Origin of the sequence: Clostridium sp. AM42-4 (assembly GCF_003480105.1) — a bacterium.
Classification (GTDB): Bacteria; Bacillota; Clostridia; order Lachnospirales; family Lachnospiraceae; genus Brotaphodocola.
Genome location: NZ_QUIK01000019.1, coordinates 13883 through 37721, shown reverse-complemented (window position 1 = coordinate 37721; position 23839 = coordinate 13883). Strand labels below are relative to the sequence as shown.

The following is a 23839-nucleotide window of genomic DNA, read 5'->3' as shown; positions in this document are numbered from 1 at the left end:
AGAAAATTTTTTTGCGGTGTCAAGAAAAAATACTTGACAGCAACATCACTTTCGTGTATGATAGCCAAGGTGATGTTATGGAAAGCATTGTAAAACAAAGTTTACTTTATGATTTTTATGGAGAACTGCTCACAGAGCATCAGCGCAGCATCTACGAGGATGTGGTATACAATGACATGTCCTTGAGCGAGATCGCAGAAGAGAACGGGATCAGCCGTCAGGGTGTTCACGACCTCATCAAGCGCTGTGACAAAACCTTGAGCGCGTATGAAGAAAAGCTGCATCTGATCAGCAAATTCCAGACTACACGCCGCATGGTAGAGGAAATCCATAAGAAGACCCGGATTTTCAAAGAAACAAAAGACGAAAATCTGATCGACGAGATTGAACAGATTTCCAACGACATCATGGAACTTTGATTTCGGCAGACGCCGTGATCGGTTCTGAACAGGAGGTTACCTATGGCGTTTGAAAGCTTATCCGATAAACTGCAGAACGTGTTTAAAAACCTGCGCGGCAAAGGCCGTTTAAGCGAAGCGGATGTAAAGACTGCTCTTAAGGAAGTAAAAATGGCTCTCTTAGAGGCAGACGTAAGCTTCAAGGTTGTAAAACAGTTCATAAGCTCCGTTCAGGAACGCGCCGTTGGCGAAGAAGTGCTTGGTTCCTTACAGCCGGGCCAGATGGTGATCAAGATCGTTAACGAAGAACTGATCCGCCTCATGGGCTCCGAGACAACGGAAATCGCATTAAAGCCTGGCAATGAGATCACCGTCATCATGATGGCAGGTCTTCAGGGTGCAGGTAAAACGACAACGACAGCGAAGATCGCAGGAAAGCTGAAGGCGAAGGGCCGCAAGCCGGTTCTGGTTGCCTGTGACGTATACCGTCCGGCAGCAATCCAGCAGCTCCAGATCAACGGAGACAAACAGGGTGTTCCGGTCTTCTCCATGGGAGAGAATCAGAACCCGGTCAACATTGCAAAGGCCGCTATGGAGCACGCGGCAAAGAATGGCTACAATGTGGTGATCTTAGATACCGCCGGACGTCTTCACGTCGATGAAGGCATGATGGAGGAACTTCAGAACATCAAAGAGGCTGTGAACGTAGACCAGACGATTTTGGTAGTAGACGCCATGACCGGTCAGGACGCAGTCAATGTAGCATCCAATTTCCAGGATAAAGTCGGTATCGACGGAGTCATCCTCACCAAACTGGATGGCGATACCCGAGGCGGTGCAGCCCTTTCCATCCGGGCCGTAACCGGAAAGCCGATTTTATATATAGGTATGGGCGAAAAACTTTCCGATCTGGAACAGTTTTACCCGGACCGCATGGCATCCCGTATTCTGGGCATGGGAGATATCCTCACCCTGATCGAGAAAGCCGAGATGGAGGTTGACGAGGAAAAGGCAAAGGAAATGAGCCAGAAGCTGCGCAAAGCAGAGTTTGACTACAACGATTTCCTGGACCAGATGCGTCAGATCAAAAAAATGGGCGGACTGACCAGTATCATGAGCATGATGCCGGGCATGTCACAGATGAAAGGCGGAATCCCGGAGGTGGACGAAAAGTCCATGGACCGCGTGGAGGCCATCATCCTGTCCATGACAAAAGAAGAGCGCGCGAATCCGGGCCTCTTAAATCCTTCCCGCAAACAGCGTATCGCAAAGGGCGCAGGAGTGGATATCAGCGAGGTAAACCGCATTGCCAAGCAGTTTGATCAGATGAAAAAGATGATGAAGCAGCTTCCTGGCATGATGGGCGGCAAGCGTGGACGCGGCGGACTGGGCGGTATGCTCGGAAAGCTGAAAATGCCTTTCTAATCTAAGGCAGCTTACATGGTGACAGTACAGAGCATTTCTGTATTTGTTGATAAATGAACAGTATAATTTTAAGGAGGTGAAATTGACATGGCAGTAAAGATGAGATTAAGAAGAATGGGTGCTAAGAAGAAACCTTTCTATAGAGTCATCGTTGCAGATTCCAGATCCCCAAGAGATGGCAGATTCATCGCTGAGGTTGGTACTTACGATCCGAACCAGGAGCCGAGCGTTATCAAGTTTGACGAGGAGGCTACCAAGGAGTGGTTAGCAAACGGCGCACAGCCGACCGACCGTGTAGCAAAGCTTCTGAAGACCGCTGGTATTCAGTAATCTGAGAGGTGATCGCTATGAAAGAACTGGTTGAGGTTATTGCAAAAGCATTAGTTGACAATCCGGACGAGGTGGTTGTTACCGAGACCGAAAAGGAAAGCGGCACTTTTATTGAATTAAAGGTTGCCCCATCTGATATGGGAAAGGTGATTGGCAAACAGGGACGCATCGCGAAAGCAATCCGCTCCGTTGTCAAGGCAGCCGCTTCCAAAGAAGAAAAAAAGGTTGTTGTAGATATACAGTAACCATTAGAAACTGTCGTCGGGTTTTCCTGCGGCAGTTTTTCTTTTTGTATAGGAGGAACAAAATGATGGAGGATACCTTAAGAGTTGGTGTGATCTCATCCACCCACGGTGTACGCGGTGAGGTCAAAGTGTACCCTACAACCGACGATGTGAATCGTTTTAAAAAATTGAAAACAGTCATCCTTGATACCGGAAGAGAGCAGATGACATTATCCATCGAGAGTGTAAAGTTCTTTAAAAATATGGTCATCTTAAAGTTCAAGGAGTTTCATAATATCAACGACATTGAGAAATACAAAGGCAAGGATCTGCTGATCCGCCGCGACCAGGCAGTCAAGCTGGCTCCGAACGAGAACTTTATCACGGATCTGATCGGTCTGAAGGTCGTGACCGATGAGGGAGAGGAGTTTGGTACCTTGACCGATGTCCTACAGACCGGTGCGAACGATGTCTACGTGATCAAGAGCCTGGAAGGCAAGGAATACCTGTTCCCGGCCATTCCGCAGTGCATTCTGGATGTCAATCTGGAGACCCAGACTGTTACCGTTCACATTTTAGATGGTCTTCTGGATCTGTAAGGGAAAGACAGGAGGAAACCAGAACGATGAATTATCATATTTTAACCCTGTTCCCGGAGATGGTGCTAAATGGTCTGAACACCAGCATCATCGGCCGGGCAGCCGGAAAAGGCCTGCTCTCCATTGAGGCGGTCAACATCCGGGATTACACGAAAGAAAAACACGGTCATGTGGACGATACCCCATACGGCGGCGGTGCTGGCATGGTCATGCAGGCAGCACCGGTCTGCGATGCTTATGAGGCGCTGTGCGAGCGCATCGGCAAGCGCCCGCGCGTGCTTTACATGACCCCGCAGGGCCAGACCTTCAACCAGAAGATCGCGGAAGAACTGGCGCAGGAAGAAGACCTGGTGTTCTTATGCGGCCATTATGAAGGCATTGACGAACGCGCCCTGGAGCTGATCGTAACGGATTATCTGTCCGTGGGCGATTATGTGCTGACCGGCGGTGAGCTTCCGGCCATGGTCATGATCGACTGCATCTCCCGCCTGGTGCCGGGTGTCTTAAACAACGATGTATCCGCAGAGATCGAGTCCTTCCACGACAATCTGTTAGAGTACCCGCAGTACACCCGCCCGGAGGTTTATGAGGGCATGCGCGTGCCGGAGGTGCTTCTTTCCGGACACCACAAGAATATCGAGACCTGGAGACGGCAGCAGTCCATTAAGCGGACCTTAGAGCGCAGACCAGACCTTCTGGAAGACGCAAATCTGTCGAAGAAAGAGCGGCAGTATCTGGCGGAGCTGATGGCGGAGAAGGAAGAAACTCCTTCCTGTTAAATTAGAATTTTGCCAAAACCAGCACATCTCCCTCATACACGATGGTATTCCCTGTGGGTATCATCGTTTCTTTTTGCCGTGAAACCATGACGACCAGAGTCCCTTCCGGCATTGGAATGTGACTTAGGGATTTTCCATTCCATTTGTGATTTTTGTCTACGGTGATTTCCCGAAGTGTCATGTTTTTCCGGTCGCGGAATTCTTCTGCTGCCGCAACCATGAGGTCTCCGGCTTTTAAGCAGGTGTCTCCGTTAGGAACCAGAATTTCATTCCCGCGGATCAGTACCACGACGAGCAGCTTAGGCGGCAGCGTGATTTCTTTTAAGCATTTCCCAACGTAGGGATGCTGGGAAAGCAGATGAAATTTCACGAAGCTGATGTTTTCTTCTTCCTGATAATCATTGAAGGTACGGCGCACGTCGGCGTGTTCATCGATCATGCGGAGTTTTTTTGACATCCAGGGAAGAAGGGTACCCTGAATGGAAATCGATAACAGCACAATGCAAAAGACCAGGTTGAACAGGTTATAGCCGAGCGGCACCTGGCGCAAAACGACATAGATGGCAAACACAATGGATGCGACGCCCCGCAAGCCGGCCCAGGATACCAATCCGATCTGCCCGAATGAAGATTTGAAACCAGATAAAAGTATCGCTGCAGATAACGGACGTCCGATCAGTGTTAAGAATGCCATGATCACAAAAGAGGGCAGGATCACCTGCGGCAGCTGGCTTGGTGTGACGAGCAGTCCCAACAGGAAAAAGATCATCATCTGCGCAACGCCGGTCAGAACATCGAAAAACCGCACCATATCCCGCTTGTGGGGAAGATAGGAATTCCCCAGAATGATCCCGCACAGGTACACGCTCAAATATCCGTTCCCGCCGATCAGATCAGGAATGGTGTAGGCGAGTATGGCTGCTGCAAAGACAAGGATCGTCTTGCCCTGGGCAATATCGAATTCTGCTTTATTTAAGAGAAGGGCAGTGAGTTTTCCAATGCACACGCCGCAGCCTATGCCGAATGCAACCTGGAAAAACAGCATGGATGGCACGTGGACCGAATGCCCGGTAAGGATGGAGGTTAAGATCACCGTCAGCATATAGGAGACAGGATCGTTGGATCCCGACTCAATTTCCAGGAGAGAAGCAGTGTTGTCTTTTAAGTTCAGGCTCTTGGAACGCAGGATATTGAATACAGAGGCAGCATCGGTAGAGCCGATGACAGAGGCCACCAGAAAGCTTTCCAGAAGCGGGCGTTTGAATGCCAGGTGGATAAACAGGCCTGTAATTCCGGCTGTGAGCAGAACTCCTATTGTGGAAAGCAGAATAGCCTGGGGAATGACCGGCTTTGCCTCTTTGATGTTGCTGCCGAAGCCGCCGTAAAACATGATGAAAATAAGGCTGACGGAACAGATCAGCTCACTGAACTGATAATCATCGAAGGATATTTTAAAGATACCGTCCACTCCAAAGCACATGCCCAACAGGATAAACGCAAGAAGGGAAGGGACGCCCAGTTTATCGATGAGACGGCCGGATAAAATGCAGATTACGATCACAATTCCGGTGAGCAGCAGGATCTGATTCATAAAGCGCTCCTTTCCAGCGGCAATGCAAAGAGTTGCATTACGTGTTGTTTATTTTTATAAGTAGAGATGTAAGGTATTATAGCGATGAAAAAAGTAGTTCGTCAAACCATTTTCGGATGTGTGCTTGCTTTTTAACGGTATCTTTATTCACGTTAAATTCGCAAAAATAGTGCTTGCAATTTATCTGGCCATGTGATATCATAACACTGTTGTGACGAGAAAAGAGATGTTCCTCTGTTGCGGAAGAAGCATTAAAGAACATCAAACATATGAAGGAGGATCACACAAATGAACGAAATTATTAAGAACATTGAAGCAGCACAGTTAAAGGCTTCCGTACCGGAGTTTTCCGTAGGCGATACCGTTAAGGTCTACAACAAGATCAAAGAGGGTAACCGTGAGAGAATCCAGGTATTTGAGGGTACCGTAATCAAGAGACAGAACGGCGGCGCAAGAGAGACTTTCACCGTTCGTAAGAACTCCAACGGCATCGGCGTTGAGAAGACCTGGCCGGTTCATTCCCCATTCGTAGACAACATCGAGGTTGTTAGAAGAGGTAAAGTAAGACGTGCAAAACTGAACTACTTAAGAGACAGAGTAGGTAAAGCTGCTAAGGTTAAAGAGTTAGTAAAATAATTTTGCGTGGATGAGGGGGACAATGAAAATTGTCCCTTTCTGCGTAGTTACGCATGGAAAAACTAGAAAGACCCGGTTTTTCTTTGCGTAATTGGAAAAGGGGAGGTTGCTTGCAACTTCCTATTTTTTTACACGCATATCGTAAAGGAGCTGTTACGTGGATTTTTATCAGAATGAAGAACAGAATCTGATCCGGAAAATATGTGGCTGGATCGTGGATGTGGTAGTCGTGCTGGCGTTTGCCTGGTTCTGCCTGGTATTTTTTGGAACGCAGGTTACCGTAAATGGCCAGTCCATGCATCCGCTTTTAAGCTCCGGCGACATTGTTTTGATGAACCGCCTGACCTACGAGATTGGAAAACCGGACCGTATGGATGTGGTGGTGTTTGAGCGGGAAGACCAGAAGACGAATGTAAAGCGCGTGGTCGGAATTCCGGGAGACGAGATTCAGATCATAGATGGGGAACTCTATGTGAACCAGGAAAAGGTTGCACTCCCGGAAGACCGCAAGATTTCCCTTGCCGGACTGGCAGAAAAACCGGTTAAATTGGAAGAACAGGAATATTTTCTTCTCGGGGATAACCCGGACAGCAGTGAAGACAGCCGCTTCGCAAACATCGGCAATGTGCGGGAGGACCAGATCATCGGAAAGGTGTGGCTGCGTTTGTTTCCGCTGATCCGGATCGGCCTGATCCGGTCCTGACGGAAAACAGAATGCCGTTTGAAAAAGTGGAAAAACGGAAATGGAAATTGTCTTTGTGCGGGAACAGGAAAGCTGCAAAAAAGAACACAGCAGAGACACACAGAATATGAAACAGAATAGAAAACAGATTATACAGGAGGAAAATCCGTGAATATACAGTGGTATCCAGGGCACATGACCAAAGCAAAACGTGCCATGAAAGAAGACATCAAACTCATTGACCTGATCATTGAAGTGGTGGACGCCCGTGTGCCGTTAGCCAGCCGCAATCCGGATATTGATGAACTTGGAAAGGGCAAGGCAAGACTGATCCTTTTAAATAAGTCCGATCTGGCCAGCGAGCGTTACAACGAGACCTGGACTGCATGGTTTAAGGAAAAAGGTTACTATGTGGTGAAAATCAATTCCCGCAGCGGGGCAGGATTAAAACAGATTCATGGTGTCGTACAGGAAGCGTGCAAAGAGAAGATTGAACGCGATCGCCGCAGAGGTATCATGAACCGTCCGATCCGTGCCATGGTAGTGGGAATCCCGAATGTAGGAAAATCTACCTTTATCAATTCCTTTGCCGGAAAAGCCTGCGCGAAGACTGGAAATAAGCCTGGTGTGACCAAAGGCAACCAGTGGATCCGTTTGAACAAGACACTGGAACTTTTAGACACTCCTGGGATTCTCTGGCCGAAGTTTGAGGATCAGAGAGTGGGACTGCTGCTGGCGTTCATCGGTTCCATCAACGATGAAATCTTAAATAAAGATGAGCTGGCTCTGGAACTTTTAAAACTGCTTCAGAAACATTATCCGGATGTCTTAAAAGACCGTTATAAGATTGATGAATCTTCCGACGAAAACCTGCTGATCCAGGTGGCCAAGGTACGCGGATGCCTGGCCAAGGGCGGCGAGCCGGATTACAGCCGTGCGGCAGCGCTGGTAATTGACGATTACCGCAGCGGAAAACTGGGACGCATTACCCTGGAGTTCCCGCCGGTGAAGAAGGCAGAGGAGGCGTAACCATGGCACTTCGGACATTAAAGGGAGAAAAGCTGGAGGCAGAGCGTGCCCGCCTAGCCCTGATGCGGGAGTATGAGGACACTTATGCAGCCTGCAGCGCGATCTGTGGGATCGATGAGGCAGGACGTGGACCATTGGCAGGTCCGGTGGTAGCCGGTGCGGCAATTCTGACGGTGGATTGTGAAATCCTGTTTTTGAATGATTCCAAAAAGCTTTCTGAGAAGCGCAGGGAAGCGTTGTTTGAGGAAATCAAGGAAAAGGCCGTTGCGTGGAGTGTCGGCATTGTGGGACCGGATGTGATCGATGAGATCAACATTCTGCAGGCAACCTACGAGGCGATGCGTCAGGCCATTGCCGCACTTCCGGTACAGCCGGATCTGCTATTGAATGATGCCGTGACGATCCCGGGCGTGGCGATCAATCAGGTGCCGATCATCAAGGGTGACGCCAAGAGCGTTTCCATTGCGGCAGCCAGCATCCTGGCCAAAGTGACCAGGGACCATATGATGCTGGAGTACGACACCTTATTCCCGGAATATGGATTTGCCAAACATAAGGGATACGGAACTGCAGCACATATTGCGGCGCTGAAAGAATTCGGACCGACGCCGATTCACAGAAGAACCTTTATCAAAAACTTTGTGTAGTGAGGAAAAAATTCCGGGGAACTTGAATGGAAAATAAAGAAAATAAACGGGAGACTGGAACCATCAAGGAGAATCTGGCGGCACAGTATCTGACGCGTCAGGGTGTGAAGATTCTGGAACACAATTTCCGCTGCCGTCAGGGAGAGATTGATCTGATTGGGCGGGACGGGCGTTATCTGGTGTTTTTTGAGGTAAAGTACCGGAAAACAGCCCGGAATGGAATGCCTGCAGAGGCAGTTGGTTATGCCAAACAGCAGAAAATCCGCTATACAGCGCAGTTTTATCTGTACAGTCGCCGTTACCGGGAAAACATGCCATGCCGCTTTGATGTTGTGAGTATTCTGGGAGACCAGATTAGCTGGATCCGGGATGCATTTGAATGAAAGAATACGATATAGGAGATGAGAAGATGGAACAGCAAGCGTGGATCCGTAAGCAAAACAGCAACCCTCCAGAAATCGAAATCCGTGAGAAAAACGGCGTCACCTATCTGGCATTTCCTGCTCTGGACGAAACCGGTCTGGTGAGTCATGCTTTTTCTACCCGTCATGGCGGTGCCAGCGAGGGTGTTTTCTCCACAATGAATTTTAGCTTCACTAGAAACGATGACCCCGCGCATGTGATGGAAAATTACCGCCGCATGGCATCAATTCTGGGTACCGATGTGGATCGTATGGTACTTTCCTATCAGACACATACGATAAACGTGCGGACCGTGACAGAAGCAGACGCAGGAAAAGGCATCGGGAAAGAGCGGGATTACCAGGATATGGACGGACTGATCACCAACATTCCGGGTATTACGCTGGTGACGTTTTATGCGGACTGTGTCCCGCTGTACTTTGTGGACCCGGTTCATAAGGCAATCGGCCTGTCCCATTCCGGCTGGCGCGGAACCGTGCACCGCATGGGAAAAGCGACCCTGGAGGCCATGAACCGTGAGTACGGAACGGATCCTGTGGATGTGGTCGCATGCATCGGGCCAAGCATCTGCCAGGACTGCTTTGAGGTAGGACCGGAGGTGGCTGAGGAATTTGCAGGAAACTTCGCAAAGAAATATCATGCAGAATTGTTTTACCGGAAAGAAAATGGAAAATACCAGGTGGATCTGTGGCGGGCAAACCAGATCATATTAAACGAGGCAGGAATCCCAAAAGACCAGATTCACACGACGGACATTTGCACGCGCTGCAATCCGGAACATCTCTTTTCCCACCGGATCATGGGAACGGAGCGGGGAAACCTGGCAGCTTTTCTGGTACTCAAAGAGTGAGCACCAGGAACCATTACTATTTTCTAAAAAAAGAACTTCACACAGCAGATGGTATACTGTGTAAAGTTCTTTTTTCATGCTTAAAGTATTTTGGTGTCTGCCAGTCTGCTCCAGAGGAAAAACCGGACAGGGCGGATCCGATTCCACGTAAATTTACTGGATCGTTTGGAAGTAATCGTAGCCATCGTTGTGATACCGCTTTACCAGCTTCTGGATCTTCTCGGTCGGGGAAAGTGCAGCGCCGATGGAAACGTCATGGTTGAAGGAGTTGATGATGGCGGCAAGGTACTTGCTCATGTCAGCTTCCAGGTACCACTCGCGGTCTAACAGCTCTTTCGGGCGGTAGTTTAAGTTGGTGGTGATGACGTAGTCAATGTAGCCGTTCTGGTAATACTGGTCAAACTTCTCCAGTCCGCTGGTGAACAGGCCAAACGTGCAGCAGATGATAACTTTTTCTGCCTTGCGATCCTTTAATTCCCGTGCGGTATCCAGCATGCTCTCACCGGATGCGATCATATCGTCGATGATGAGAACGGTCTTGCCTTCTACGGAAGTACCCAGGAACTCGTGAGCCACGATCGGGTTGCGGCCATCGATGACTCTGGAATAGTCACGGCGCTTATAGAACATGCCCATGTCAACGCCCAGATTGTTAGCCAGGTAAACAGCACGGTTCATGGCACCCTCATCCGGGCTGATGATCATCAGATGGTCTTTGTCGATCTTTAAGGATTTGTCGTGGGTGAACAGGGCTTTTACAAACTGGTAAGTCGGCATGAAGTTATCAAAGCCGCTAAGCGGGATCGCGTTCTGGACACGCGGGTCGTGGGCGTCAAAGGTGATGATGTTGGAGACACCCATGGAGATCAGCTCCTCGAGCGCCATAGCGCAGTCTAAGGATTCACGCTTGGTGCGCTTGTGCTGACGGCCTTCATATAAAAATGGCATAACAACATTGACGCGGTGTGCGGTAGCAACGGAAGCACCGATCAGTCGTTTCAGATCCTGGAAATGATCATCCGGGGACATATGGTTGGTGTAACCGCAGACACTGTACGGGATGCTGTAGTTGGTGACATCCACCATGGCGAAAAGGTCAACGCCGCGGACAGATTCATTGATGACAGCTTTCGCCTCGCCGGAACCAAAACGCGGGCATTTGCAGTCCAGAAGATAGGAATCGACATCGTAGCCGCGGTAGTTTAAGTCCTGCTTGCGGCGAAGCAGTTCCTCGGTGTCGTTGCGGCGGAAGGTAACAATGTGGTCGTTTACCTTGGTTGCCAGATTCTTACAGCTTTCCAGGGCAGCGAGCTTTAACGGCGCTACCGGCAGAATGTCATTAAACACATAGTTGTTAGCCATTGGTACATACTCCTTCAGGTAGAATATTGTGGTTTTTGGCTGCTGCATACAGAATGCAGACAGCAACAGAATTCATCCTATTTATATCCTTAAAAAAGGAGTGCGTCAAGAGTTCACGGGTATTTTATAAAAAAATACATGGAAATCGGGTGTTTTCATGAGAAATTATTAGAAATCAATTAGAAATCATCAGAAAGCATGTGCGGATAGCTTTGACAAAGAACAGGAATCTTGTTATGATGAAAAGAGTGCAATACAGAAAGGATATTATATGAAGAAACAAAAAGGTCATCTGATAAAATCCGTTGATCCGGGTTCCATCGCAGAGGAGCTGGAGTTAGAGCCGGGCGACCGCCTGCTCACGATCAACGGAAATGAAGTAGAAGATATCTTTGATTATGAATATTATGTAGACAGTGAAAGCATGGTCATGCTGGTGGAAAAGGCAGACGGAGAGCAGTGGGAGCTGGAGATCGAAAATGAGTACCAGGATCTGGGCATTACCTTTGAGAATGGCCTTATGAGTGATTACAAATCCTGCAGCAACAAGTGCATTTTCTGTTTCATCGACCAGATGCCGCCGGGCATGCGGGAAACACTTTATTTCAAGGACGATGACTCCCGCCTCTCGTTCCTGCAGGGAAACTATGTGACCCTGACCAATATGAAGGAACACGACATCCAGCGTATCATTGATTTTAAACTGGCACCGATCAACATTTCGGTCCATACGACCAATCCAAAGCTGCGCTGTGAGATGCTTCATAACCGGTTTGCGGGAGACGCGTTAAAGAAGATCGACCGCCTCTGCGAAGCCGGGATTCCCATGAACGGGCAGATCGTTTTGTGCAAGGGGGTCAATGACCGGGAAGAACTCGACCATACCATCCGGGATATGACAAAGTATCTTCCATATATGCAGAGTGCCTCGGTCGTGCCGGTCGGACTTTCCAAATACCGGGACGGACTGTATCCGTTAAAGCCATTTGAAAAAGAAGATGCGGAGAGTGCCATTGACATTATTGAAAAGTGGCAGAAGATCGTGTATGAGCAGTATGGCATCCATTTTATCCATGCCAGCGATGAGTTTTATATCCTGGCAGAGCGGGAACTCCCGGAGACAGAACGGTATGATGGTTTCCCGCAGCTGGAAAACGGTGTGGGTATGCTGCGGCTTCTGGACAGCGAAGTAACGGAAGCCCTGGAGGCACTTCCGGAAAAACTGCAGGTAAAGCCAGAGACATTGTCCATTGCAACCGGACGTCTGGCTTATCCGTATCTGCGTAAACAGCTGGATAAGATCGAGGCGAAGTTTCCGCAGAAAAAGGTGAATCTGTATGCAATCCGCAATGACTTTTTTGGAGAGAGCATTACGGTAGCCGGACTGATCACCGGCCAGGATCTGGAAAAACAGCTTTCTGTGGTGCCTCTGGGCGAGAGACTGCTGCTTCCAATCTGTATGTTCCGAAGTGGAGAGGAAACACTTCTCGACGACCTTACCCGCACGGATGTGCAAAATGCTTTACAAGTCCCGGTGAATATTGTAAAATCAAGCGGTCAGGATCTGGTGGATGCCGTTCTTGGCCTGGAAGAAGAACAAGATACCGTTTATGACGGTTATGAATTAAAGGAGATCACATATGAGTAAACCAATCGTTGCCATTGTAGGGCGCCCGAACGTGGGAAAGTCCACCCTGTTCAATGTACTGGCAGGTGAGACCATCTCCATCGTAAAGGATACCCCTGGAGTAACCAGAGACAGAATCTATGCGGACTGCACCTGGCTGAACATGAACTTTACCCTGGTCGATACCGGCGGTATTGAGCCGGACAGCCGTGACATCATTCTTGCGCAGATGCGTGAGCAGGCACAGATCGCGATCGACACTGCTGACGTCATCATCTTCATTGTGGATGTACGTCAGGGCCTGCAGGATTCCGACTCCAAAGTAGCAGACATGCTCCGCAAATCCGGAAAGCCGGTTGTTTTAGCAGTCAATAAAGTAGACAGCATCCAGAAATTTGGAAACGATGTCTACGAGTTCTACAACCTGGGAATCGGTGACCCGATCCCGGTATCCGCAGCTTCCCGTCTGGGAATCGGTGACCTGCTGGATGAAGTATCCAAGCACTTCACCTTAGACCAGTTAGAGGAAGAAGAGGATGAGCGCCCGCGTGTAGCTATCATCGGAAAGCCGAACGTAGGAAAATCTTCTATTATTAATAAGCTGCTTGGCGAAAACCGCGTGATCGTTTCCAACATCGCAGGAACAACCCGTGACGCAGTCGATACCGAGGTTGTCTACAACGGAACCGAGTATATCTTCATCGATACGGCAGGACTCCGCCGCAAGAGCAAAATCAAGGAAGATTTGGAGCGCTACAGCATCATCCGTACCGTATCTGCCGTAGAGCGTGCCGATGTGGTCATTCTGGTCATCGATGCGACCGAGGGTGTGACCGAGCAGGATGCGAAAATCGCCGGTATTGCCCATGACCGCGGCAAGGGCATCATCGTGGCTGTGAACAAGTGGGATGCAGTCGAGAAGAACGACAAGACCATCTACGAATTTACCAGAAAGATCAAGGACACCCTGTCCTTCATGCAGTATGCAGAGATGGTATTCATTTCCGCAGTGACCGGACAGCGTATGAATAAGATGTTCGAGCTGATCGATATGGTCCGCGAGAACCAGACCCTGCGTATTGCGACCGGTGTGCTCAACGAGATCATGACCGAGGCCGTTGCCATGCAGCAGCCGCCGTCTGACAAGGGCAAGCGCTTAAAGCTTTATTACATGACCCAGGTAGCGGTAAAGCCTCCGACCTTCGTAATCTTTGTAAACGACAAAGAACTGATGCATTTCTCCTACGTGAGATACTTAGAAAACCGGATCCGCGAATCCTTTGGATTTAAGGGTACCGCTCTAAAATTCCTGATCCGTGAAAGAAATGGAAAGGAGAACTAAATGGAACGGGCAGTCTGTCTGATCATGGGTTATGTGTTCGGTCTGTTTCAGACCGGTTATCTTTACAGCCGATCCAAACATATGGATATCCGCAACTATGGAAGCGGAAACTCCGGCAGCACGAATGTCCTCCGTGTGATGGGCAAAAAAGCGGGACTGATCGTATTTTTAGGCGATGCAGGCAAGATGATCGTTGCCTGCCTGCTGACCCGGCTTTTATTCCGCAGCCAGCCGGAAATGCTGTATGTATACTTACTTTACACCGGATTTGGTGTGATCCTGGGACACAATTTCCCGTTTTACATGGGCTTTAAAGGAGGAAAGGGCATTGCGGCATCCGCAGGGCTTCTGGCTTCTACAGACTGGCGGGTTATGCTGGTCTGTCTGGTGGTATTTGCGGCGGCAGTAGCCATCACCCGCTATGTTTCCTTAGGATCGATCCTGGTGATGATCTGTTTCTTTATCGGTATGGTAATCTGCGGCGCACGCGGTGACTTTGGCATTGCGGCGGCGCATTTGACAGAATTTTATGTGCTGGCAGGCCTGATTTCTGTTATGGGAATCTGGCGTCATCACGCAAACATCAAACGACTGTTAAACGGCACAGAGAATAAACTGGGTGCCAGAAAGGAATCGTGACTATGGCAAGAATCGGTGTGATCGGAGCCGGAAGCTGGGGCATCGCGTTATCGTCCCTGCTTTCTGCGAACGGACATCAGGTAACCGTATGGTCCGCTTTTGAAAAAGAGGTGGAAAGCCTGAAAGAAACCAGAGGCTTAAAAACACTTCCGGACCTGGTGCTTCCGGATGACATGGAATTTACGGCAGATTTAGCGTCAGCTATGAAAGATAAAGATCTTCTGGTGACTGCGGTTCCTTCCATCTATGTGCGGGAGACTGCAAAAAAGATGAAACCGTTTTTAGCAGAGGGACAGCTTGTGGTCAATGTGGCGAAGGGAATCGAGGAAGCAACCCTGATGACGCTGACGGACATTCTCGAAGAAGAACTTCCGGGAGCGGATGTGGCCGTCCTTTCCGGACCAAGCCATGCGGAGGAAGTAAGCCGCGGCCTTCCGACCACCTGTGTGGCAGGTGCAAAGACCCGTGAAACGGCAGAAAAAATCCAGAATATCTTTATGAGTCCGGTATTCCGTGTCTATATCAGCCCGGACATCCTGGGAATCGAGATTGGCGGTGCATTAAAGAATGTCATTGCCCTGGCAGCCGGAATCGCAGACGGCCTTGGCTATGGCGACAACACCAAGGCAGCGCTCATTACGCGCGGTGTGGCTGAGATCAGCCGTCTCGGCATCGCGATGGGCGGAAAGGCAGAGACCTTTGGCGGTCTGACCGGGATCGGCGACCTGATTGTAACCTGTGCCAGCATGCACAGCCGCAACCGCCGCGCCGGTATCCTCATCGGAAAAGGCTATACCATGAAGGAAGCCATGGATGAGGTCCAGATGGTGGTTGAAGGCGTCTATTCCGCAAAGGCGGGATTGGCCCTTGCACGTAAATACCAGGTTTCCATGCCGATCATCGAGTCGGTCAATGAAGTGCTCTTTGATGGAAAATCTGCAAAAGAAGCAGTGGCAGACCTGATGCTGCGGGATAAAACCGTGGAAAGTGTAAATATTCCATGGTAGGAATTTTCTGAACGGAAATCCCGCAATATTTTACTTTGTTTTCACTTTAACGCAAGAAAGTTCTTGACAAGTGTTTTTCGGACTACTATAATTAGTTCAGCTTTAAGGGCACGGCTTCCTGAAGGTTCAGGAAGCCTGTTTTCATTAAGAGGAGGAAATATTATGAAGAAAAAACTGGTTAGTTTTGGTATGGCAGCTATGATGGCAGCATCTTTAGCAGCATGCGGCGGCAGCAAGCCGGCAGAGACTACCGCGGCAGCAGGCGATGCTGAGACCACTGCAGCAGCAGAGGGTGCAGAGACTGAGGCAGCAGCAGAAGGCAGCACCTTAAAAGTTGGTGTCATCGGACCGTTAACCGGTGCAGGCGCAGCTTACGGTAATGCAGTAGCAAACGGCGCAGAGCTGGCAGTAAAGGAGATCAACGAGGCTGGCGGTATCAACGGTATGATGATCGAGACCAAGGCTGAGGATGACGAGAACGATCCGGAGAAATCCATCAACGCATATAACACCTTAAAAGACTGGGGTATGCAGGTATTAGACGGTCCGACCACTTCCAAACCGTGTATCGCTGTAGGTGCAGAGGCAGAGGCTGACAACATGTTCCTGATCACTCCGTCCGGTTCCGCAGTTGAGTGCGTAGCAACCGATAACGCATTCCGCGTATGCTTCGCTGACCCGGATCAGGGTACTGCTTCCGCTAAGTACATTGGCGAGAACAAGCTGGCTACCAAGATCGCGATCATCTACGACAGCTCTACCGAGTATTCTTCTGGTATCCGTGAGGCATTTGTTGCAGAGGCAGCAAACCAGGGTCTGGAGATCGTAGCTGACGAGGCATTTACCGCAGACAGCAACACCGACTTCTCCGTACAGCTTGACAAGGCAAAAGACGCTGGCGCAGAGCTGGTATTCCTTCCGATCTATTATCAGGAGGCTTCCATCATTTTAAAGCAGGCACACGACAAAGAGTTCGCTCCGATCTTCTTTGGCTGTGACGGTATGGATGGTATCCTTTCTGTAACGAACTTCGATACTTCCCTGGCAGAGGGTCTGATGCTCTTAACCCCGTTCTCCACCACTGAGGAGAGCAGTAAGGCATTCACCGAGGCTTATGTAGCAGCTTACGGCATCGAGCCGAACCAGTTCGCTGCAGATTCCTACGATGCAATTTACGCAATCAAGGCAGCAGTTGAGCAGGCTGGCGTTACCGCCGATATGAGCGCTTCCGATATCTGTGATGCATTAAAGCCGGCTATGACCGAGATCTCTATCGATGGTCTGACTGGTGCAGGCATGGTTTGGAATGCAAACGGCGAGCCGAACAAGGCACCGAAGGCTGTTAAGATCGTAAACGGCGAGTACGAGATGCAGTAATTGGCGGTTTACGCGATGTGAAAAAAACAATGTGAAAAAATGAAATCACGTTGTCAGGCACGCATATGTGAACAGCAACGCAATATCCAAAAGGGGATCGTCTTACGCGGGCGGTCCTCTTTTTTGCTTTACACAGTACAAAGTCGCAAATAACATACCCACTGATTGAAGCTCAAATTTTCCTTTGTATGTCCTGAGCTGCGATGTCTTGCAGGTTTGTCTTTGGTTAACGGACAAATGGTGCAGTTTCACGAACTTCTGCTTGAACTTCAAATATGACTATGTTATAATTCCAGTTATGTTTTATTCTATAGGAAAAAGTAAAGAGGTGGTAGGTACATGAGTTTTCTGTCTTATTTGATCAATGGAATCAGCCTGGGCAGTGTCTACGCGATCATTGCGCTGGGTTATACCATGGTTTATGGTATTGCGAGAATGCTGAATTTCGCTCATGGTGATATTATTATGGTTGGTGGCTTTGTGATCTTTACCATGGTCAGCACCCTGGGACTTCCGCCGCTTGCAGGCGTGCTGGTCGCAGTTATCGCCTGCACGGTGCTTGGTGTTGTGATCGAGCGTGTAGCTTATAAACCGCTGCGTGGTGCATCTTCCCTTGCGGTCTTAATTACAGCCATCGGTGTCAGCTATCTGCTGCAGAATGTGGCACTGCTGATCTTTGGCTCCAACGCGCGTCAGTTCACATCCGTTGTGAACGTGCCAAGCTTAAAGCTGGCTGGTGGTGCGCTGTCTATTTCCGGTGTTACCATGGTTACGATCATCAGCTGTATTGTCATTATGGTGGTGCTGACAACCTTTATTAACAAGACCAAGGTTGGACAGGCTATGCTGGCGGTATCTGAGGATACCGGCGCTGCAACACTGATGGGTATCAATGTAAACAGCACCATTGCGATCACCTTTGCGATCGGCTCCGCGCTGGCAGCAGTCGCAGGTGCACTGCTTTGCTCCGCATATCCGTCCCTGACTCCGTATACTGGCTCCATGCCTGGTATTAAGGCATTCGTAGCAGCTGTATTCGGTGGAATCGGTTCGATTCCAGGCGCACTCATCGGCGGCGTGTTGTTAGGTGTGATCGAGAACCTTTCCAAAGCATATATTTCTTCCCAGCTTTCCGATGCGATCGTATTTACCGTACTGATCGTGGTGCTTCTGGTACGTCCTACCGGAATCCTGGGCAAAAAGATTACGGAGAAAGTGTAGGTGAATGGAATGAAGAAGAACAGTATATTTGTCCAGAACGGCATCACCTATGCAATCGTGATCGCCTGCTGGATCCTGGTGCAGATCTTAACTGCGACCGGAAATATGACAAGTTTGTTAAAGGGACTTCTGGTTCCGCTTTGTATTTATGTGATCCTGGCTGTATCGTTAAACTTAACGGTTGGTATTCTGGGTGAGTTAAGCCTTGGACATGCAGGCTTCATGTGTGTCGGTGCGTTTACCGGCGCATTTTTCACAAAATGCATGGAAAATGTGATCCCGTCTGTGGGCATGCGTTTCTTCCTGGCACTCATCATCGGTGCAGCAGTTGCTGGCGTATTCGGAATTATCATCGGTATTCCGGTACTGCGTCTGAAGGGTGACTATCTTGCGATCGTAACGCTTGCGTTTGGCGAGATCATTAAAAACCTGATCAACGTAATGTATGTAGGACTGGATTCCAACGGATTCCATTTCTCCATCAAGGATACCACTTCCCTTGGCATGGGAGCAGATGGCGTTGTCATCATCAAGGGTGCACAGGGTATTACCGGTACCCCGAAGGCAGCAACTTTCACGGTAGGTATCATTCTGGTACTTTTGACTCTGTTTATCGTACTGAACCTGATCAATTCCCGTACCGGCCGTGCGATCATGTCCATCCGTGACAACCGCATTGCGGCAGAGTCTGTGGGAATCAATATCACCAAATATAAGCTGATGGCATTTGCAATCTCAGCAGCACTGGCTGGCGTGGCAGGCGTGTTATATGCACATAACTTATCCTCCCTGGCAGCAACCCCGAAGAACTTCGGCTACAACATGTCCATCATGATCCTGGTATTCGTGGTTCTGGGCGGACTGGGCAACATCCGCGGCTCCATGATCGCAGCGCTCATTTTGACCATGCTTCCAGAGCTTTTACGCGGACTGAACGATTACCGTATGCTGATCTATGCGATCGTGCTGATCGTTATGATGATCTTTACATCCAGCCCGAAAGTAATCGAGATGCGTTCCGTATTTATGGACAGGTTTAAACATAAGAAATCTGCAAAGGAGGCTGCATAATATGGCTATGCTGGAAGTAAAAAATATCGGCATTTCATTCGGTGGCTTAAAGGCAGTCGACAATTTCAGCCTGACCATCGAAAAGGGACAGCTTTACGGCCTCATTGGACCAAACGGAGCAGGTAAGACCACAGTGTTCAACCTGCTGACCGGTGTCTATAAGGCAGATCACGGTTCTATTTTCCTGGACGGAAAAGAGCTGACTGGCAAGAATACTATCGAGATCAACCAGGCAGGAATCGCGAGAACCTTCCAGAACATCCGTCTGTTCAAGGAATTAAGTGTTCTGGACAACGTAAAGGTCGGACTTCACAACCATCATCCGTATTCCACGATCGAAGGAATCTTTCGCCTTCCGCATTACTATAAGGTAGAGAAAGAGATGAATGCCCGTGCCATGGAATTGTTAAAGGTGTTTGACCTGGACAAGGAGTGTAATTATAAAGCATCCAACCTTCCTTATGGTAAGCAGAGAAAGCTGGAGATCGCGCGTGCCCTCGCAACGGATCCGAAGCTTCTTCTTCTGGACGAGCCAGCTGCCGGCATGAACCCAAACGAGACTGCAGAGCTGATGGATACCATCCGCTTTGTGCGCGACCATTTCGATATGACGGTGCTTCTGATCGAGCACGACATGAAGCTGGTTTCCGGCATCTGCGAGAAACTGACTGTATTAAACTTTGGTCAGGTTCTGACCCAGGGCCAGACATCAGAAGTACTGAACGATAAGCGCGTTATCACGGCTTATCTTGGAGAGTAGGAGGTTGGAGCGATGGCAATACTTGAGGTAAAAGACCTGGAAGTCTACTACGGTGTGATCCAGGCAATCAAGGGAATCTCATTTGAGGTAAACCAGGGAGAAATCATCGCCCTGATCGGAGCAAATGGTGCAGGAAAGACAACGACCCTGCAGACCATTACCGGCCTGATCCCGTCGAAGGCGGGTACTATTACCTATGAGGGACAGGATATTACAAAGATTCCGGGTTACAAACTGGTTGGCATGGGAATCGCCCATGTGCCGGAGGGACGCCGCGTATTTGCAGAGCTTTCCGTACTTCAGAACTTAAAGCTGGGGGCTTATACCAGAAACGACAAAAACGAGATGGAAGAAACCCTGAAGATGATTTACGAGCGTTTCCCGCGTCTGGAAGAGCGTAAAAACCAGATGGCAGGAACCCTGTCCGGTGGTGAGCAGCAGATGCTGGCTATGGGCCGTGCGCTGATGTCCCATCCGAAGCTGATCGTTATGGACGAGCCGTCCATGGGTCTGTCCCCGCTCTATGTAAATGAAATCTTCGATATCATCCAGAAGATCAACGCAGACGGTGTGACGGTACTTCTGGTTGAGCAGAACGCGAAGAAAGCGCTTTCCATTGCGAGCCGAGCATATGTTCTGGAAACCGGTAAGATCGCGCTCAGCGGAGATGCCAAAGACCTGATGAACGACGATTCCGTCAAGAAGGCATACTTAAGCGAGTAAAAGTAAAAGATTGTGCGAAACGCAACAAAAAGTGAAACAGATGAGGTAATTTGACAAAAAAAGAGAATTTGTTTCAAAATCATAAACTGTCTGAAAATAATAGAAAAAGGAGTGGAAAGTCCTAGACTTTTCGCTCCTTTTTGTGGTATTATTGCATTACATAGCATTGGGGAAAATTTGATAAGGAGGGTTTACTATGAAGGGCAATGTAATCGTTGGACAGTCCGGAGGGCCGACTGCCGTCATCAATTCCAGTCTTGCAGGTGTTTACCGCACGGCGATCGACCGCGGTGCAAAAAAGGTATATGGAATGCTTTTCGGCATTCAGGGGCTGATGGATGAGCAGTATGTGGATCTGTCCAAATATATCCGCAGTGATCTGGACGTGGAAATCTTAAAGCGCACACCATCTGCATTTTTGGGAACGTGCCGTTACAAGCTGCCGGATATCCATGAGAATCAGGAAATCTACGTGAAGATTTTTGAAATCTTAAACAAACTGAATATCGAATGTTTTATTTATATCGGCGGAAATGATTCCATGGATACCATCAAGAAGCTTTCGGATTACGCAATCTTAACCGGGCAGTCCCAGAAGTTTGTCGGTGTTCCGAAGACCATCGACAACGATCTGGCGCTGACAGATCACACTCCGGGTTACGGAAGTGCGGCGAAGTACATTGCAACCTCCACCAAGGAAGTCATTCGGGATGGACTTGGCTTTTCCTATAAAAAGAAACAGGTGATCATTATCGAAATCATGGGCCGCAATGCAGGCTGGCTGACCGGAGCTGCAGCGCTCTCGCGCGGCGAGGACTGCGACGGACCGGACCTGATCTATCTGCCGGAGCTGACGTTCGATATTGAAAAGTTTACCGGAAGGGTAAAAAAGCTTCTGGAGAAGAAAGACGTCGTGGTTGTGGCGGTTTCCGAGGGAATCCGCATCAAAGACGGACGCTATGTCAGTGAGCTTGGAAGCGCATCCGATTATGTAGATGCTTTCGGACACAAGCAGCTGGCGGGAACGGCCACCTATCTGTCGAATGTGATCCATGCAGAGCTTGGCTGCAAGACCCGTGCGGTCGAATTTTCAACCCTGCAGCGAAGCGCAGCCCACCTGGCATCCCGCGTTGATGTAAACGAAGCCTTTATGGTAGGCGGTGCCGCAGTGAAGGCGGCAGATGAGGGCGATTCCGGAAAGATGGTAGTCATCGACCGCGTTTCGGACGACCCGTACCAGTGTGCAACCGGTATTTACGATGTCCATAAGATCGCCAATGGTGAAAAGATGGTCCCGAGAGAATGGATCACCAAGGATGGTACTTATGTGACCGAAGAATTTATCGATTATGTCAGACCGCTGATCCAGGGCGATTCCCCGTCGGTTATGGTAGACGGAATTCCGCGCCATCTTTACATGGGAAAGCGGTAGTTTGTGTCTGAAACGTAAGTTTCTGCGGCAAAGTACATAGTTTCCGGATGCAAGTTTCCGCGATAAAAGCGCATGATTCCCAGACACTCCTGCATATAGTGTTAATAACAGCAAAAATGTTACTGTTTGCAGCAACAAATAAATCTGTTTTTGGCGGGGGAGTGTCTATATGGATCAGTACAGTGTATACCGGGATATCCAGGCCAGGACCGGCGGCGAAATCTATCTTGGCGTGGTCGGACCGGTGCGGACCGGAAAATCAACGTTTATCAAGCGGTTTATGGAGCAGATGGTTTTACCGGGAATCACCGATGAACACCAGAAAAACCGCACGCGGGATGAATTGCCGCAGAGTGCGGCGGGAAAAACGATCATGACGACAGAACCGAAATTTGTGCCCAAGGAAGCAGCTAAGATCGATCTTGGGGAAGACACCCAGGTCCGTGTCCGTCTGGTGGACTGTGTAGGCTTTATGACTGAGGGCGCCAGCGGACACATGGAAAACGAGAAAGAGCGCCTGGTGAAGACCCCGTGGTTTGAGGAGAGCATTCCGTTTACCATGGCAGCAGAGATCGGAACGCGGAAGGTCATCCGTGATCATTCCACGATCGGTCTCGTGATCACGACCGATGGCTCGTTTGGCGAACTGGAACGGGAAGCCTACATAAAACCAGAAGAAACGGCAATCCGGGAATTAAAAGAGATCGGAAAGCCGTTTCTGGTACTTTTAAACTCCAGCCGCCCGTATTCAGAGGAAACAAGAACGCTTGCAAAGGATATGGAAGCACAGTATGAGGTCTGTGTCATGCCAGTCAACTGCGAGCAGTTAAAAACCACGGATATTTACCAGATCTTAAAGCAGATCCTGTTTGAATTTCCGGTGACGGAGGTGGATTTCCAGATCCCGAAGTGGCTGGAAATCCTGCCATCTTCCCACTGGTTAAAGCAGCAGGCGGTAAAAGCGGCGAAAAACGCCATGAGCCGCATCCGCCGGATGAAGGATTTAAAAGCGTCCTGGAAGGATGAAGAAGCAGAGGCGGTAAGCGGTATGGAGACCGGGCGCATGGAACTGTCTGACGGCAGAGTCCAGGTGAGGATGCTGTTTGATGAAGGCTATTATTATCGGATCCTCAGTGATTTTTCCGGACTCCAGATCGCAGATGAATACCAGCTGATGCAGCAGCTAAAAGAGCTGGCAGCGAAGCGCACGGAGTACGATAAGATCCAGAACGCGCTGGAACAGGTGCGGGCAAGGGGCTATGGCGTGGTGACACCGGAGCGGTCAGAGATTGTTTTGGATGAACCGGCGGTGATCCGTCACGGAAACCGTTACGGTGTCAAGATGAAAGCCGAAGCGCCGTCCATCAACCTGATTCGCGCCCAGATCCAGACGGAGATCGCGCCCATTGTGGGGAGCGAGCAGCAGGCGCAGGATCTGATCGCATATATGAAGGAAAATGCAAACCGGGAAGAAAACGGGATCTGGGAGACAAATATATTTGGAAAATCCATAGAACAGATTGTAGAAGATGGGATTCAGGCTAAAGTGAACCAGATGACAGAGGAGTGTCAGGCAAAGCTTCAGGATGCGCTCCAGAAGATCATCAACGACAGCAACGGAGGCCTGATCTGTATCATCATTTAAACATGTACCCTCGGACTCCG

Annotated in this window: 25 protein-coding genes; 23 read left to right on the top strand and 2 right to left on the bottom strand. The window is 49.4% G+C overall.

The genetic code is table 11. From position 1 onward, the window contains the following. The first annotated feature begins 77 nt into the window (after positions 1-77). From ylxM to trmD, 6 genes are all read left to right on the top strand, one after another. The gene (gene ylxM, locus DW922_RS13830; RefSeq protein WP_118726885.1) at positions 78-419 is read left to right on the top strand and encodes a YlxM family DNA-binding protein; all 342 of its coding nucleotides are present in this window, start codon (positions 78-80) and stop codon (positions 417-419) included. Between the two features lie 42 nt (positions 420-461). Continuing rightward, positions 462-1823, top strand: coding sequence for a signal recognition particle protein (gene ffh / locus DW922_RS13825; RefSeq protein WP_118540768.1), 1362 nt, complete (start codon positions 462-464; stop codon positions 1821-1823). 87 nt (positions 1824-1910) lie between these two features. Further along, the gene (gene rpsP, locus DW922_RS13820) at positions 1911-2153 is read left to right on the top strand and encodes a 30S ribosomal protein S16 (RefSeq protein ID WP_118532608.1); all 243 of its coding nucleotides are present in this window, start codon (positions 1911-1913) and stop codon (positions 2151-2153) included. A gap of 17 nt (positions 2154-2170) precedes the next feature. After that, the gene (locus DW922_RS13815; RefSeq protein ID WP_118532606.1) at positions 2171-2398 is read left to right on the top strand and encodes a KH domain-containing protein; all 228 of its coding nucleotides are present in this window, start codon (positions 2171-2173) and stop codon (positions 2396-2398) included. Positions 2399-2463: 65 nt separating this feature from the next. After that, positions 2464-2976, top strand: a complete 513-nt coding sequence (rimM, locus tag DW922_RS13810; RefSeq protein ID WP_118541211.1) for a ribosome maturation factor RimM — start codon at positions 2464-2466, stop codon at positions 2974-2976. A gap of 26 nt (positions 2977-3002) precedes the next feature. Then, entirely contained in the window at positions 3003-3755 is a 753-nt protein-coding gene (gene trmD, locus DW922_RS13805) for a tRNA (guanosine(37)-N1)-methyltransferase TrmD (protein ID WP_118705666.1), read from the top strand. A 1-nt stretch (position 3756) separates the two neighbouring features. On the opposite strand, the gene DW922_RS13800 is transcribed toward trmD, so the two are convergent. Next, positions 3757-5346: a potassium/proton antiporter gene (locus DW922_RS13800; protein ID WP_118720098.1), complete on the bottom strand. Its 1590-nt coding sequence runs from the start codon at positions 5344-5346 to the stop codon at positions 3757-3759. Positions 5347-5634: 288 nt separating this feature from the next. Between DW922_RS13800 and rplS the strand changes: the two genes are divergently transcribed. The 6 genes from rplS (at position 5635) to pgeF (ending at position 9613) form a co-directional block, all read left to right on the top strand. Further along, positions 5635-5982 (top strand): 50S ribosomal protein L19, encoded by a 348-nt coding sequence (gene rplS, locus DW922_RS13795; RefSeq protein WP_118532592.1) that lies wholly within the window; start codon positions 5635-5637, stop codon positions 5980-5982. 157 nt (positions 5983-6139) lie between these two features. Further along, the gene (gene lepB, locus DW922_RS13790; protein ID WP_118726884.1) at positions 6140-6685 is read left to right on the top strand and encodes a signal peptidase I; all 546 of its coding nucleotides are present in this window, start codon (positions 6140-6142) and stop codon (positions 6683-6685) included. 147 nt (positions 6686-6832) lie between these two features. Next, positions 6833-7693: a ribosome biogenesis GTPase YlqF gene (gene ylqF / locus DW922_RS13785; RefSeq protein ID WP_118705672.1), complete on the top strand. Its 861-nt coding sequence runs from the start codon at positions 6833-6835 to the stop codon at positions 7691-7693. Positions 7694-7695: 2 nt separating this feature from the next. Next, entirely contained in the window at positions 7696-8340 is a 645-nt protein-coding gene (locus DW922_RS13780; protein ID WP_118726883.1) for a ribonuclease HII, read from the top strand. Between the two features lie 26 nt (positions 8341-8366). Further along, positions 8367-8723, top strand: a complete 357-nt coding sequence (locus DW922_RS13775) for a YraN family protein (RefSeq protein ID WP_118705676.1) — start codon at positions 8367-8369, stop codon at positions 8721-8723. A 26-nt stretch (positions 8724-8749) separates the two neighbouring features. Then, a complete protein-coding gene (gene pgeF, locus DW922_RS13770) occupies positions 8750-9613 on the top strand; it encodes a peptidoglycan editing factor PgeF (protein ID WP_118720138.1) in 864 nt (287 codons plus the stop codon). 153 nt (positions 9614-9766) lie between these two features. On the opposite strand, the gene DW922_RS13765 is transcribed toward pgeF, so the two are convergent. After that, positions 9767-10975 carry a ribose-phosphate pyrophosphokinase gene (locus tag DW922_RS13765; RefSeq protein ID WP_118726882.1) on the bottom strand — a complete coding sequence of 403 codons (1209 nt, stop codon included), beginning with the start codon at positions 10973-10975 and terminating at the stop codon, positions 9767-9769. Between the two features lie 271 nt (positions 10976-11246). Between DW922_RS13765 and DW922_RS13760 the strand changes: the two genes are divergently transcribed. The 11 genes from DW922_RS13760 to spoIVA all read left to right on the top strand — a co-directional run bounded on the left by DW922_RS13760 (position 11247) and on the right by spoIVA (position 23819). Continuing rightward, entirely contained in the window at positions 11247-12623 is a 1377-nt protein-coding gene (locus DW922_RS13760) for a DUF512 domain-containing protein (protein ID WP_118720102.1), read from the top strand. Beyond that, positions 12616-13944 (top strand): ribosome biogenesis GTPase Der, encoded by a 1329-nt coding sequence (gene der, locus DW922_RS13755; protein WP_118540750.1) that lies wholly within the window; start codon positions 12616-12618, stop codon positions 13942-13944. Before DW922_RS13760 ends, der begins: the two co-directional genes overlap by 8 nt. Continuing rightward, entirely contained in the window at positions 13945-14583 is a 639-nt protein-coding gene (gene plsY, locus DW922_RS13750) for a glycerol-3-phosphate 1-O-acyltransferase PlsY (protein WP_118726881.1), read from the top strand. It begins immediately after the preceding gene. Between the two features lie 2 nt (positions 14584-14585). Next, a complete protein-coding gene (locus DW922_RS13745; RefSeq protein ID WP_118726880.1) occupies positions 14586-15590 on the top strand; it encodes an NAD(P)H-dependent glycerol-3-phosphate dehydrogenase in 1005 nt (334 codons plus the stop codon). A gap of 162 nt (positions 15591-15752) precedes the next feature. Next, positions 15753-16967: an ABC transporter substrate-binding protein gene (locus DW922_RS13740; RefSeq protein ID WP_118726879.1), complete on the top strand. Its 1215-nt coding sequence runs from the start codon at positions 15753-15755 to the stop codon at positions 16965-16967. 339 nt (positions 16968-17306) lie between these two features. Continuing rightward, on the top strand, positions 17307-18188 hold the full coding sequence (locus DW922_RS13735; protein WP_118726878.1) for a branched-chain amino acid ABC transporter permease: 882 nt from the start codon (positions 17307-17309) through the stop codon (positions 18186-18188). Positions 18189-18197: 9 nt separating this feature from the next. Beyond that, complete coding sequence (locus DW922_RS13730) at positions 18198-19259, top strand: branched-chain amino acid ABC transporter permease (protein ID WP_118705847.1); 1062 nt, start codon at positions 18198-18200, stop codon at positions 19257-19259. Between the two features lies 1 nt (position 19260). Continuing rightward, positions 19261-20019 (top strand): ABC transporter ATP-binding protein, encoded by a 759-nt coding sequence (locus tag DW922_RS13725; RefSeq protein ID WP_118540740.1) that lies wholly within the window; start codon positions 19261-19263, stop codon positions 20017-20019. Positions 20020-20031: 12 nt separating this feature from the next. Continuing rightward, positions 20032-20742, top strand: a complete 711-nt coding sequence (locus tag DW922_RS13720; RefSeq protein WP_118720112.1) for an ABC transporter ATP-binding protein — start codon at positions 20032-20034, stop codon at positions 20740-20742. Between the two features lie 196 nt (positions 20743-20938). After that, positions 20939-22174: a 6-phosphofructokinase gene (locus DW922_RS13715; protein WP_118540736.1), complete on the top strand. Its 1236-nt coding sequence runs from the start codon at positions 20939-20941 to the stop codon at positions 22172-22174. A 169-nt stretch (positions 22175-22343) separates the two neighbouring features. Continuing rightward, positions 22344-23819 (top strand): stage IV sporulation protein A, encoded by a 1476-nt coding sequence (gene spoIVA / locus DW922_RS13710; RefSeq protein WP_118726877.1) that lies wholly within the window; start codon positions 22344-22346, stop codon positions 23817-23819. Positions 23820-23839 lie beyond the last annotated feature (20 nt).

Excerpts from the sequence above, each read along its gene's own strand:
- DW922_RS13740 (WP_118726879.1), top strand. The coding sequence starts at position 15,753 with ATGAAGAAAAAACTGGTTAGTTTTGGTATGGCAGCTATGATGGCAGCA.
- plsY (WP_118726881.1), top strand. The coding sequence starts at position 13,945 with ATGGAACGGGCAGTCTGTCTGATCATGGGTTATGTGTTCGGTCTGTTT.
- pgeF (WP_118720138.1), top strand. The coding sequence starts at position 8,750 with ATGGAACAGCAAGCGTGGATCCGTAAGCAAAACAGCAACCCTCCAGAA.
- rplS (WP_118532592.1), top strand. The coding sequence starts at position 5,635 with ATGAACGAAATTATTAAGAACATTGAAGCAGCACAGTTAAAGGCTTCC.
- spoIVA (WP_118726877.1), top strand. The coding sequence starts at position 22,344 with ATGGATCAGTACAGTGTATACCGGGATATCCAGGCCAGGACCGGCGGC.
- rimM (WP_118541211.1), top strand. The coding sequence starts at position 2,464 with ATGGAGGATACCTTAAGAGTTGGTGTGATCTCATCCACCCACGGTGTA.
- DW922_RS13775 (WP_118705676.1), top strand. The coding sequence starts at position 8,367 with ATGGAAAATAAAGAAAATAAACGGGAGACTGGAACCATCAAGGAGAAT.
- ylxM (WP_118726885.1), top strand. The coding sequence starts at position 78 with ATGGAAAGCATTGTAAAACAAAGTTTACTTTATGATTTTTATGGAGAA.
- DW922_RS13765 (WP_118726882.1), bottom strand. The coding sequence starts at position 10,975 with ATGGCTAACAACTATGTGTTTAATGACATTCTGCCGGTAGCGCCGTTA.
- DW922_RS13745 (WP_118726880.1), top strand. The coding sequence starts at position 14,586 with ATGGCAAGAATCGGTGTGATCGGAGCCGGAAGCTGGGGCATCGCGTTA.
- DW922_RS13715 (WP_118540736.1), top strand. The coding sequence starts at position 20,939 with ATGAAGGGCAATGTAATCGTTGGACAGTCCGGAGGGCCGACTGCCGTC.
- DW922_RS13780 (WP_118726883.1), top strand. The coding sequence starts at position 7,696 with ATGGCACTTCGGACATTAAAGGGAGAAAAGCTGGAGGCAGAGCGTGCC.
- DW922_RS13800 (WP_118720098.1), bottom strand. The coding sequence starts at position 5,346 with ATGAATCAGATCCTGCTGCTCACCGGAATTGTGATCGTAATCTGCATT.
- DW922_RS13735 (WP_118726878.1), top strand. The coding sequence starts at position 17,307 with ATGAGTTTTCTGTCTTATTTGATCAATGGAATCAGCCTGGGCAGTGTC.
- DW922_RS13725 (WP_118540740.1), top strand. The coding sequence starts at position 19,261 with ATGGCTATGCTGGAAGTAAAAAATATCGGCATTTCATTCGGTGGCTTA.
- rpsP (WP_118532608.1), top strand. The coding sequence starts at position 1,911 with ATGGCAGTAAAGATGAGATTAAGAAGAATGGGTGCTAAGAAGAAACCT.
- ffh (WP_118540768.1), top strand. The coding sequence starts at position 462 with ATGGCGTTTGAAAGCTTATCCGATAAACTGCAGAACGTGTTTAAAAAC.
- DW922_RS13815 (WP_118532606.1), top strand. The coding sequence starts at position 2,171 with ATGAAAGAACTGGTTGAGGTTATTGCAAAAGCATTAGTTGACAATCCG.
- trmD (WP_118705666.1), top strand. The coding sequence starts at position 3,003 with ATGAATTATCATATTTTAACCCTGTTCCCGGAGATGGTGCTAAATGGT.
- der (WP_118540750.1), top strand. The coding sequence starts at position 12,616 with ATGAGTAAACCAATCGTTGCCATTGTAGGGCGCCCGAACGTGGGAAAG.
- DW922_RS13760 (WP_118720102.1), top strand. The coding sequence starts at position 11,247 with ATGAAGAAACAAAAAGGTCATCTGATAAAATCCGTTGATCCGGGTTCC.
- DW922_RS13730 (WP_118705847.1), top strand. The coding sequence starts at position 18,198 with ATGAAGAAGAACAGTATATTTGTCCAGAACGGCATCACCTATGCAATC.
- DW922_RS13720 (WP_118720112.1), top strand. The coding sequence starts at position 20,032 with ATGGCAATACTTGAGGTAAAAGACCTGGAAGTCTACTACGGTGTGATC.